General features: G+C 68.2%; 11 protein-coding genes. 9 read left to right on the top strand and 2 right to left on the bottom strand.

What is annotated here, in order from left to right:
- Positions 1-234 precede the first annotated feature (234 nt).
- From AC3A4T_RS16300 to AC3A4T_RS16275, 6 genes are all read left to right on the top strand, one after another.
- The gene (locus AC3A4T_RS16300; protein WP_487676323.1) at positions 235-1,023 is read left to right on the top strand and encodes an ABC transporter ATP-binding protein; all 789 of its coding nucleotides are present in this window, start codon (positions 235-237) and stop codon (positions 1,021-1,023) included.
- Positions 1,023-1,772, top strand: coding sequence for an MlaE family lipid ABC transporter permease subunit (locus AC3A4T_RS16295; RefSeq protein WP_056109432.1), 750 nt, complete (start codon positions 1,023-1,025; stop codon positions 1,770-1,772). The genes AC3A4T_RS16300 and AC3A4T_RS16295 overlap by 1 nt, the downstream gene beginning before the upstream one ends.
- Positions 1,773-2,036: 264 nt before the next feature.
- On the top strand, positions 2,037-2,603 hold the full coding sequence (gene mlaD, locus AC3A4T_RS16290; RefSeq protein WP_487676322.1) for an outer membrane lipid asymmetry maintenance protein MlaD: 567 nt from the start codon (positions 2,037-2,039) through the stop codon (positions 2,601-2,603).
- A complete protein-coding gene (locus AC3A4T_RS16285; protein WP_487676321.1) occupies positions 2,600-3,262 on the top strand; it encodes an MlaC/ttg2D family ABC transporter substrate-binding protein in 663 nt (220 codons plus the stop codon). Before mlaD ends, AC3A4T_RS16285 begins: the two co-directional genes overlap by 4 nt.
- A 1-nt stretch (position 3,263) precedes the next feature.
- Positions 3,264-3,551, top strand: a complete 288-nt coding sequence (locus AC3A4T_RS16280; RefSeq protein WP_487676320.1) for an STAS domain-containing protein — start codon at positions 3,264-3,266, stop codon at positions 3,549-3,551.
- 98 nt (positions 3,552-3,649) lie between these two features.
- The gene (locus AC3A4T_RS16275; protein ID WP_487676319.1) at positions 3,650-4,963 is read left to right on the top strand and encodes an MlaA family lipoprotein; all 1,314 of its coding nucleotides are present in this window, start codon (positions 3,650-3,652) and stop codon (positions 4,961-4,963) included.
- Between the two features lie 246 nt (positions 4,964-5,209).
- On the opposite strand, the gene AC3A4T_RS16270 is transcribed toward AC3A4T_RS16275, so the two are convergent.
- Positions 5,210-6,838: a DNA recombination protein RmuC gene (locus tag AC3A4T_RS16270; RefSeq protein WP_487676318.1), complete on the bottom strand. Its 1,629-nt coding sequence runs from the start codon at positions 6,836-6,838 to the stop codon at positions 5,210-5,212.
- Positions 6,839-7,406: 568 nt separating this feature from the next.
- On the opposite strand from AC3A4T_RS16270, the gene AC3A4T_RS16265 reads away from it, so the two are divergent.
- The 3 genes from AC3A4T_RS16265 to AC3A4T_RS16255 all read left to right on the top strand — a co-directional run bounded on the left by AC3A4T_RS16265 (position 7,407) and on the right by AC3A4T_RS16255 (position 8,879).
- Positions 7,407-7,730 carry a hypothetical protein gene (locus AC3A4T_RS16265; RefSeq protein ID WP_487676317.1) on the top strand — a complete coding sequence of 108 codons (324 nt, stop codon included), beginning with the start codon at positions 7,407-7,409 and terminating at the stop codon, positions 7,728-7,730.
- Positions 7,731-7,833: 103 nt separating this feature from the next.
- Positions 7,834-8,622 carry a hypothetical protein gene (locus AC3A4T_RS16260; RefSeq protein WP_487676316.1) on the top strand — a complete coding sequence of 263 codons (789 nt, stop codon included), beginning with the start codon at positions 7,834-7,836 and terminating at the stop codon, positions 8,620-8,622.
- Positions 8,623-8,642: 20 nt separating this feature from the next.
- Complete coding sequence (locus tag AC3A4T_RS16255) at positions 8,643-8,879, top strand: hypothetical protein (protein ID WP_487676315.1); 237 nt, start codon at positions 8,643-8,645, stop codon at positions 8,877-8,879.
- A 110-nt stretch (positions 8,880-8,989) separates the two neighbouring features.
- On the opposite strand, the gene AC3A4T_RS16250 is transcribed toward AC3A4T_RS16255, so the two are convergent.
- Complete coding sequence (locus AC3A4T_RS16250; RefSeq protein WP_487676314.1) at positions 8,990-10,159, bottom strand: class I SAM-dependent rRNA methyltransferase; 1,170 nt, start codon at positions 10,157-10,159, stop codon at positions 8,990-8,992.
- Positions 10,160-10,219: the final 60 nt, after the last annotated feature.

Below are 10,219 nucleotides of genomic sequence, written 5' to 3'. Positions count from 1 at the left end.
CCCATCAGCATCGCCCCACCCACCGACCCCACCGGTCAAACACCCCGTTGCGGTACAGGCACGGGCCCGGCCGGCTAAGCTGCGACAATGTCCGACGCTCCACCCCCGTTCAGCCGCAGTGGGCCAAGCTGCGCCGCTTCGCCGGCCCTGATCGTCCGCGGCGCTCAACGTCCGCGGCCCTGACCGGCCCCTGGTTCCGCCGTTCGCCCCTTCCCGCACGGATTGCCGCCCCGCATGACGACGCCAACGCCCATCGTCCGCCTGACCGACCTCCGCCTCGACCGCGGCGGCCGCAGCGTGCTGCGCGGGATCAACCTGTCGGTGCCGCGCGGCAGCATCGTCGCGGTGCTCGGGCCCTCGGGCAGCGGCAAGTCGACCTTGTTGTCGGCGCTGACCGGCGAACTCGCGCCGGCCTCGGGCAAGGTCGAAGTGTTCGGCCAGGAAGTGCCGCAGAACCAGCGCGACCTGCTCGAGCTGCGCAAGGGCATCGGCGTGCTGCTTCAGGGCAATGGCCTGCTGACCGACCTGACCGCGGCCGAGAATGTGGCCCTGCCGCTACGCGCCCATACCAAGCTGCCGCCCGCGCTGATCCGCCGCCTGGTGCTGATGAAACTGCACGCGGTCGGCCTGCGCGCCGCCGCCGATGCCTACCCGCGCGAGCTGTCCGGCGGCATGGCCCGCCGGGTCGCGCTGGCCCGCGCGCTGGCGCTGGACCCGCCGCTGATGATCTACGACGAACCGCTGACCGGGCTCGACCCGATCGCGTCGGGCGTGGTCATGAGCCTGGTCCGCCGCCTCAACGACACCCTGGGCCTGACCAGCATCATCGTCACCCACCACGTCCACGAGACCCTGCCGGTGGCCGACCACGCGATCGTGATCGCCAACGGCGGCATCGTGTTCTCCGGCACTCCGGCCGAACTCGAACACAGCACCGACCCGCTGGTCCGCCAGTTCCTGCGCGGCGAGCCCGACGGCCCGATCGGCTTCGACGCCGCCCCCCGCACCTCGGAGGCCGCGTGATGCCTTTCATCGAAGCCACCCGCTCGCTCGGCCGCGCCGGCCTGTTCTCGCTGTCGGTGCTGCGCGCGTCCAAGCCGACCGCCGACTTCTTCCGCGAGCTGGTGCGCGAAATCTACAAGATCGGCGCGCGTTCGCTGCCGATCATCGCCGTTGGCGGCGCGTTCGTCGGCCTTTCGGTCACCCTGCTGGGCTACCGCGCACTCGATACCTATGGCGCCGCCAATCAGGTCAGCGCCATGCTGGGCCTGGGCCTGTACCGCGAACTGGGCCCGGTGCTGACCGCGCTGCTGTTCATCGGCCGCGCCGGCAGCTCGATCGCGGCCGAACTGGGCCTGATGCGCGCGACCGACCAGATCACCGCGCTCGGCCTGATGGCGATCGACCCGATCGGCAAGGCGGTGGCACCGCGGTTCTGGGCGGCGGTGCTGTGCGTGCCGCTGCTGACCGGGTTCTTCTGCAGCCTGGCGATCAGCGCGAGCTATTTCGAGTCGGTCCACGTGATCGGCCTGCAGGCCGGCACGTTCTGGCAGGTGCTCAAGGACAGCGTCGATTTCTATAACGACTTCCTGATGGCGTTCGTGAAGTCGGCGGTGTTCGGCGGGACCGCGGCGCTGGTCGCGGCCTATGTCGGTTTCCATGCCGAGCCGACCATCGAAGGCACCTCGGTGGCGACCACCCGCGCGGTGGTGAACGCCTCGCTGCTGGTGCTGATGTTCAATTTCGTGATGTCGGCGTTTTTGTTCAGGTAATTCGATTTCCCTTCTCCCGCAAGCGGGAGGAGTTGTTTGACCTTCCTTCTCCCGCAAGCGGGAGAAGGTGCCCGAAGGGCGGATGAGGGCCGAAGTGAGGTTGCAGCGCCAAGCGCGCCCTCACCCCAACCCCTCTCCCGCCCGCGGGAGAGGGGCTTTCAAGCCGGGGCGGGGGCGAATCCCTTCGCGGCATCCACACCGTTCCATGCATACCGTTCCCACAGCCGCGTTGATCCACGCGGGCTTTATCCCCAAGGTGGTGCCATGTCCATCCGCAGTCCCCGCATCGAATTCGCCGTTGGCGCGTTCCTGCTCCTCGCCCTGGCGTCGCTGCTGGTGCTGGCGATCGCCTCGACCAACGGCAAGTTCGGTTTCGGCGGCGATAGCTACAACATCACCGCCAACTTCACCACGATCGGCCCGCTGCGCCCAAACGCGCCGGTCAAGATCGGCGGCGTGACGGTCGGCCAGGTGACCGATATCACGCTTGACCCGGTCAAGTACCAGTCGGTGGTGACCCTGGCGATCAACAAGCGCTACACGCTGTCGGCCGACACCTCCGCGGGCATCCTCACCAGCGGCCTGCTGGGCGAGAGCTATGTCGGGCTCAGCCCCGGCGGCGACCCGGAAAACCTCAAGCCCGGCGACAAGATCTTCCTGACCCAGCCGGCGGTCGACCTGATCCAGCTGGTCGGCAAGTACATGTTCAGCGGCGGTGGTGCACAAGGCGGCAATGGCGGCGGCGCGGCCGCGGCCCAGCCCGCCGACGCCGGCGTTCCCGATTACCTCCAGGGCGAACAAGCCGCCCCCTCCGACGAGACCAAGAAATGAAGCGTTCCCTGATCGTTACCGTCCTCGCCTCGGCCCTGATCGCCGGCGCTCCCTCGTTCGCGTTCGCCCAGGCCACCGCGGCCCCGGGCCAGGCCGCGCCCGCCGCCGGTTCGCCCAGCGCGATGGTGCTGGCCAACAGCACCCGCATCCTGTCGACCCTGGAATCGCGCCGCGCCGAGTTCAGCAAGAACCGCGCCGCGCTGAGCCAGTTCATCACCACCGAGTTCAACACGGTGTTCGACCGCGACTACGCCGCGCGCCTGGTCCTGGGCACCCACGGCCGCGGCGCGTCCGACGCCGAGGTCGGCCTGTTCGCCGACGCGCTGACCGGCAGCCTGATGCAGCGCTACGGGTCGGCCCTGCTCGACTTCAATACCCGCCTGCAGGTCCGCATCAAGTCCGAGACCCCGCTGCGCGGCGGCGCCATCGTCAAGGTGTCGAGCGAGTTCCTGCGCCAGGGCGGCGAGCCGATTCCGGTCGACTACCTGCTGCGCAAGAACGGCGCGCAGTGGAAGGTGTTCGACGTGATGGTCGAAGGCGTCAGCTTCGTGCAGACCTTCCGCAACCAGTTCGACACCCCGCTCAACCAGAAGTCGATCGCCCAGGTCGCCGCCGACATCAAGGCCGGCAAGCTGCAGGCCCAGGCGAGCGGCAACTGAGATGAGCGCGGCCGTGGCCAGCCTGCGCAAGGACGGCGACACCCTGGTGTTCGCCGGCGCGCTCGATCGCGCCGCGGCCGCCGCGTTGTGGCCGCAGGCGCGCGCGCTGGTCGCCGGCGCGCGCCGGTTCGACCTGTCGGCGGTCGATTCGGTCGACAGCGCCGGGCTGGCGCTGCTGGCCGAGTTGGCCGAACAGGCGCCTGGCGTGGACGTGCGCGGCGAACCGGCCGGACTGGCCGAGTTGCGCGCGGCGTACCGGCTCGACGCGTCGCTCGGTTTCGCCAGTTGATCGCGCCGCATCCGACCACGTTCACAGTTGCGGTCGCCGACGCCCACGGACGTGGCCTGGCCGCCCCCACCGATGTAACGGAAGACTAGACTGCAACCATGCGCCCCCACGCACTCCCCTTAGCGCTCGGCCTGATCCTGGCCGCGCTGCACTCCGCACCGGCCCTCGCGCAGGACGCGAGCCCGGCTTCCTCCAGCGCCGCCGGCCCGACCGCGTCGAGCACGGCCCTGGTCGCCGCCGATCGGCAGGCCGATGTGGCCGCCGAGGCTCCGCCGCCGGCCGTTGCCGGGTCCGACCTGGTTCAGCCCGCGCCGGTCGAGTCCGCGCATATCGCGGCTTCGTCGCAACTGCCGGTGCAGACCGATTCGGCGACCGCGCTGTCCGCGGCCGGTGTCGCCGCGAGCGCGCCGGTCGATGCGACTACTGGCTCGACCGCGACCGCCGAAACGTCGTCGCCGCAGCAGGCTCCGGCCGCGCACGGCGACGACTTCGCCGTGGTGCCGCTCGAACTGGACCTGGACTACAGCCTGGCTCAGGTCGATCCGCCCGCGCCGCCGTCGCTCGACCCGGCCGCGGCCCAGCCGATCGAACCGGTCGCCGACCCGCGCACCGCCGCCGAACGCGACTTCGACGACATCTACGGCAACTCGCAGGCCTACGATCCGGTCGCCGATCCCACCTTGCCGACCCCTGCCAACGTGCCCGGCGCTTACGATCCGTGGGAGAAGTACAACCGCCGCATGCACCGCTTCAACATGGCGGTGGACAAGGGCATCGCGCGGCCGCTGGCGCGCGCCTACACCAAGGTCGTGCCGCGCCCGATCCGGCTGGGTGTGAGCAACTTCTTCAACAACCTCGGCCAGCCGGTGTCGGCGCTCAACGCGCTGCTGCAGGGCAAGCCCAAGCAGGCCGCGCAGTCGCTGGGCCGGTTCGCGCTCAACACCACCCTGGGCATCGCCGGCATCTTCGATCCGGCCAGCGACGCCAAGCTGCCCAACCGCAGCGAAGACTTCGGCCAGACCCTCGGCATCTGGGGCTGGAAGCGTTCGCGTTATCTCGAGCTGCCGCTGTTCGGGCCGCGCACCGTGCGCGACGCGTTCGGCGCGCTCGGCGACGCGCCGCTGAGCCCGCTGCGTCAGGTTGATCGCGACCGCATCCGCATCCCGCTGCAGGGCCTGCAGCTGGTGGACGTGCGCGCCCAGCTGCTGCCGCTGGACAGCCTGCGCGAGGGCGCCGAAGACGAATACGCGCTGGTGCGCGATTCGTGGACCCAGCGCCGCGACTACCAGATCTTCGGCGACCGCATGGACAAGAACAGCGACGAGCAGCTGCCCGACTATCTGCAGGACGACAGCAACCCGAGCGTCCCGGCCGATGCGATGCCGGTGATGCCGACCGACGGCGGTCGCTGAGCGCCGCGCGAGTTCGCTGCAAAGCTGGATGCACGAACGGCCCGGATGCGAATCCGGGCCGTTTTGTTTTTCCTCGCCGACGTGCTTTCCCCCCCTTTGAAAAGGGGCTGGGGGATTTGTTCTCAGGTTCGTATCGCCGCGCCACACAAGCAAAAGCAAATCCCCCGCGCCGCAAGCAATGCCCGTCCCATCGTGCCGTCGGGCGCTCGCCCCCTTTTGCAAAGGGGGCAATGGACTGCCGCTTCGTTACGCAGATTGCTTGCCGTTTTCGTCCGCGTCCGCTCGCGCGCCCGCATCATCCGGGTTGTCCGGGCTGTCGGATTCGGCGGCCAACAACCCCGCCGCGCCCTCGATCGGCCGCGGGCCGTCGGGTTCGATGCCGTCGTCGGCCAATGCATCGTCGGCCGACAACTCGACCAGTTTCGCCGGCAATGCGCGACTGGGCTTGACCCCCATGTCGCGCAGCATCTCGGCCTGGCGGATCACGCTGCCCTTGTTGCGGCTGAGCTTGTCGCGCGCGCTGTCGAAGCTGTCCTTGGCCTGGTTGATGCGGTCGCCGACTTTCTCCAGGTCGGCCACGAACGAACACAGCCGGTCGTACAGCTGCGCGCCGCGCTTGGCGATTTCCTGGGCGTTGCGGTTCTGCGCCTCCTGCCGCCACAGATGGGCGACGGTGCGCAGCACGAACAACAAGGTCGACGGGCTGACCACCAGCACGTTGCGCTGCCAGCCGTCCATGAACAGATTGCGGTCGTGGGTGACCGCCAGCATGAAGGCCGGTTCGATCGGCACGAACATCAGCACGAAATCCAGCGAGCGCAGGCCGTACAGCTCCTGATAGCGCTTGTCCGACAAGACGCGCATATGCGCGCGCACCGAGTCGAGATGGCGCTTGACCGCGCGCGCGCGCTGCTCCTCGTCCTCGGCGCTGGCGTACTCCTCGTACGCGACCAGCGAGACCTTGGAATCGATCACCAAATGCCGGTCTTCGGGCAGATGGATGGTCACGTCGGGCCGGCGCTCGCCGTCCTCGGTGCCGTGGCTTTCCTGGACGTCGTATTCCTCGCCCTTGCGCAGTCCGGCCGATTCGAGCACGCGTTCGAGGATCAACTCGCCCCACGCGCCCTGGGTCTTGCTGGAACCCTTGAGCGCGGTGGTCAGGTTCTTCGCGTCTTCGCTGAGCGACTGGTTCAGCGCCATCAACTGGCGCACCTGCTCGCCCAGCGCGGTGCGGTCGCGGGTTTCGTTGTCGTAGACGGTCTCGACCCGGGTCTGGAACTCGGCGAGTTTCTGCTGCAGCGGATCGAGCAACAGGCCCAGGTGGCTGCGGTTCTGTTCGGTGAAGCGCTTGCTCTTTTCTTCCAGGATGTCGTTGGCGAGGTTCTTGAACTGGGTGGTCAGTTCGTCGCGCACGTCCTTGAGCTGGGCGATCTTTTCCTGCGACTGGCTGCGCTCGGCATCGAGCTGGGTGCTCATGCGGCTGAGTTCGACGCTGCGCCGCTGCAGCTCGGCATTGGCCGCGTCGCGCAGGCGTTCGGCGTCGAGCAGCTCGGCCCGCAGGCGTTGCAGGGCCTGCTGTTCCTTTTCCAGCTCGGTGCTGGCGCGACCGATGGCCTCGCGCAGCTGGCCGCTGTCGTGGATCAGGCGGTCGCGCAGGTCCTCGAGTTCGTCCAGCCGGCCCTGCAGTTCGGGAATGCGCGCGCTGCGCTCGAGCAATTGCGCGCGCTCGGTGTTGGCCGCGTTCAACTGCGCGCCCAGCTCGCCGCGCGCGGCCTCCAGCGCGCGCGCGGCGCCGGCGCGGGCGAGCAGCCAGGCGAGCGCGGCGCCGATCAGCAACGCGAACACGATGGCGAGCAGGGCGGCGGTCAGGGGCATGGGGACTCTTGCAAGGCGGCAGGGGCGACGGCGTGGCCGCGCGGCGCGGCGGTGGTCCGCCGGGCGGGGGCGGGCACGGATCGGGCGCCTGGGACAGCCAGGGCACCTGAGTTTAGGGCCCCAGTCTAAACGGGTGAGTCTCAGCTCCTGCGATGCGGGGGGCGGCGAGGGGTGGAGCGCGTCGGTGCGGCCGGGGTGGTGGGTCTGTGGTTGCCGCACTGCGATGGCGTCGATTCTCGATGCCCGAACGGTGTTCCAGCAGGACTTGCTTCGGTCGCCGGCTGCGATCGCGGCATCCCTGCCTGCGACGCAGGCGCGGTTTCGCGGTCGCGACTTGCGTCGCTCCTACAGGGGCGGTCGTGGCTGGCCGTCGCAACCGGTGCGTAGCGCGTAGGCGAGGCTGGGCGACCGATCCGACGCCCGGAGTAAACGTGATGTCAATCACATTTGACCGCTTGGCCACGCCTCCGGTGTTCCATACGGCACCCGATTGGGCGTATCCGATGTGCCAATCTTGGCCGCCCACCGGTTCGGCAGCCGCCGTCCCGTCCGTGCAAGGACCGTTCGCATGAACCCGCAAGATCCCAGGCTGTACGCCGATCCGCGCGGCGTCTGGCGCGACGACGGCGCCGGACGCATCCACGGCATCCGCTGGACCGACATCGACGGCATCGACGGCTATGCGATCGACGCGAACGAGCGCCGGCTGATCTTCGTGGAAGTCGGCACCGCGACCGGCGAACGCCTGGAACTGCGCACCGATTGGCCGGGGTATCGCGAGGTCGCCACGGCGATGAGCGTGCATCTGCCCGGATTGGACCTGGGCGCGCTGCAGCGATTGGAGCAGACCCGTCCCGAGGATCCGCCGACGATCCTGTGGTGGAAGGACTGAGCGCGAAACCGGCGCCGGCTTTCGATCGGCTCGACGTCTTGCCCACCGGTCGCGCGCGCGCCTACGCTGTTGCGATCGCGCAAGCGCGCAGGGATGCCCGGCCATGACTGCATCGTCTTCCGGATCGGCCAACGACAGGCCTCACGGCCGCGACGCGCGTGCTCCGTCGCTGTTCAAGTCGGCACTGTATGCCGCGTGCATCGTGGTGGCGGTGGCGCTGGTCCTCGTGGCCAATTCTTCGAAACTGAAGGCATTCGACGCACCTGTCGAACCACCGCGCGTGGCGACGGCCGCGGAACAGCGCGCGATTCTGATCGCCGTGGTCGAACACCAGCAGTCCACCGAACAGTCGCCGACGTTCGACGCGAATGGAACGCGACGTCGCCTCGCATTGGAAAACGCCACGGTATCCATCTGCGGCAAGCGTCGGCAAAGTCAGGAGCGTTGCAGCGAGCTGACACCGGAATGGTACGAAGATCCGCGCAATTCCCGGGACCGGCCCAACCAACTGATCGATCGGAATCTGTCCGAGACGCTGGTTGATGCGTTGCGGCGCGTCAATGTCGGACAACAGCCGCTGGACGCATGGTCGGTGCCCGGTATCGTTCCGGTCGAGCGCGAGCGCGTAGCGACCATTTTTTCGATGAAGGAGGACCCGCCGGTGTTCTACTGCGGCATTCCGCCGGCCTTCTACCGAGCATATCCGCAGGCTAGCGGTATCCTCCGGATCAGCCGGCCGGTCGTGTCGGCGCGCGGGGATCAGGCCCTGCTGTATGTCCAGACGACTTACCGCAACTCGGGCCAGCACGGTCGAATGGAACTGTTCGCGCTCCAGCGAGGACAGTGGAAGTTCGTCGGCGTGATCGGTTCTGTCCAAATCATATACGGCTGAACGCGGGGGCGGAAACCAGAATGCAACTCATCGACCAACGCGATCGGGCCTGGACGCTGTACGCCGATGGCGAGCGACGCTATCTGTCAGTGCTGTGCGGCACGATCGCCAGTTACGAGCTCACGCTCGAACTCGATGCCGGCGAACGCGCGCGGATCGGGGAGCCGGGGTTTGTGGATGCGCTGGCACGCGAGGTGGCGTATCGGCCCGATAGCTACAAGGCGCGGCATGTGACGGGGTTTCGGGCGACGGACTGATCGTCCGGCTCCCTCTCCCTGCGTAGTGCTCCCTCTCCCGCAAGCGGGAGAGGGAACATTACGTCGCAAGCGAATTACTGCGCGAAACCCCACGCGCAACCCACCTCACCTCAATCCAGCACCCGGCAAAACACCGCCTTGAGATACCGCGACTCCGGCACCTGCGCCAGCCACGGATGGTCGGCGCCCGCGCCCGACACCTTCAGCACCTGCACGGTGCGGCCGGCATAGAACGCGGCGCGACGCAGCATGTCGAGGAACTGGTCTTCGCTGACCAGGCCGGTGCAGGAGAACGTCGCGAACAAACCGCCCGGCTTGACCACGCCCAGCGCCAACTTGTTCATGTCGAGGTATTTCTTCAGCGCCGCGATCACCTGCTCGCGATCGCGGGTCATCTTGGCCGGATCCAGGATCACCACGTCGAACTGCTCGCCCGCGTTACCCATGTCGCGCAGGTACGGGAAGATGTCGGCCTGGACGAACTTGACGTTGGCGCCGTTGAGCTTGGCGTTGCCCTTGGCGATGTTGAGCACGTCGGCGTCGATGTCCACGCCGATCACTTCCTCGGCGCCGCGCGCCTTGGCGTACACGCCGAAGCCGCCGGTGTTGCAGCACAGGTCGAGCACGCGCTTGCCGGCGACCTGCCGCGACAGCCATTCGCGGTTTTCGCGCTGGTCGGCGAAGAAACCGGTCTTGTGCGCGCCGGCCGGATCGGCGCGGAACTTGATGCCGTATTCGGTGATGGTCGACGGCGGGACCGGCTCGGTGCCGCGGAAGTCGAAGCTTTCCTGCTTCTGCACGTGCTCGTCGGCGAAGGCATAGAAACGGCAGCCCGGGAACTGCGCGCGCAGCGCGTCGTAGATCCATTCGCGATGGCGGAACGCACCGGCGCTGAAGTATTCGACCACCAACAGATCGCCGTAACGGTCCACGACCAGCCCGCTGATCCCGTCGCCCTCGCTATGCACCACGCGCCACGCGTCGCTGACCTCGTCGAGCTTGAGCACGTCGCGGCGCAGCGACACCGAGGCGGCGATCTTGCGCGCGAACCACTCGGCGTCGACTTCGACGTCCGGGTCGTTTTCGAGCATGCGCAGGGCGATGCGCGAATGGCCGTTGTAGAAGCCGCGGCCGATCCAGACGCCGTCGACCCCGACCACGTTGACGATGGCGCCGGGTTTGGGCCGCTGGGCGGGCTTGTCGACCAGGCGCTGGAAGATCCAGGGGTGGGTGGATTTCCAGGCGTTCTTGAGGCGTACGGTGGGGATTTCGTTATTCATCGGCCCATTCTACCGGGGCCGGGCGATTCCTCCCGGGCCTGGGTTCGCCGACGACCCGCC

Source organism: Lysobacter sp. Soil_N_51 (assembly GCF_057655755.1).
The sequence above is the reverse complement of the archived record's forward strand: the minus strand, read 5'-3'. Positions and strand labels throughout refer to the sequence as shown.

Excerpts from the sequence above, each read along its gene's own strand:
- mlaD (WP_487676322.1), top strand. The coding sequence starts at position 2,037 with ATGTCCATCCGCAGTCCCCGCATCGAATTCGCCGTTGGCGCGTTCCTG.
- AC3A4T_RS16255 (WP_487676315.1), top strand. The coding sequence starts at position 8,643 with ATGCAACTCATCGACCAACGCGATCGGGCCTGGACGCTGTACGCCGAT.
- AC3A4T_RS16300 (WP_487676323.1), top strand. The coding sequence starts at position 235 with ATGACGACGCCAACGCCCATCGTCCGCCTGACCGACCTCCGCCTCGAC.
- AC3A4T_RS16280 (WP_487676320.1), top strand. The coding sequence starts at position 3,264 with ATGAGCGCGGCCGTGGCCAGCCTGCGCAAGGACGGCGACACCCTGGTG.
- AC3A4T_RS16275 (WP_487676319.1), top strand. The coding sequence starts at position 3,650 with ATGCGCCCCCACGCACTCCCCTTAGCGCTCGGCCTGATCCTGGCCGCG.
- AC3A4T_RS16265 (WP_487676317.1), top strand. The coding sequence starts at position 7,407 with ATGAACCCGCAAGATCCCAGGCTGTACGCCGATCCGCGCGGCGTCTGG.
- AC3A4T_RS16250 (WP_487676314.1), bottom strand. The coding sequence starts at position 10,159 with ATGAATAACGAAATCCCCACCGTACGCCTCAAGAACGCCTGGAAATCC.
- AC3A4T_RS16270 (WP_487676318.1), bottom strand. The coding sequence starts at position 6,838 with ATGCCCCTGACCGCCGCCCTGCTCGCCATCGTGTTCGCGTTGCTGATC.
- AC3A4T_RS16295 (WP_056109432.1), top strand. The coding sequence starts at position 1,023 with ATGCCTTTCATCGAAGCCACCCGCTCGCTCGGCCGCGCCGGCCTGTTC.
- AC3A4T_RS16260 (WP_487676316.1), top strand. The coding sequence starts at position 7,834 with ATGACTGCATCGTCTTCCGGATCGGCCAACGACAGGCCTCACGGCCGC.
- AC3A4T_RS16285 (WP_487676321.1), top strand. The coding sequence starts at position 2,600 with ATGAAGCGTTCCCTGATCGTTACCGTCCTCGCCTCGGCCCTGATCGCC.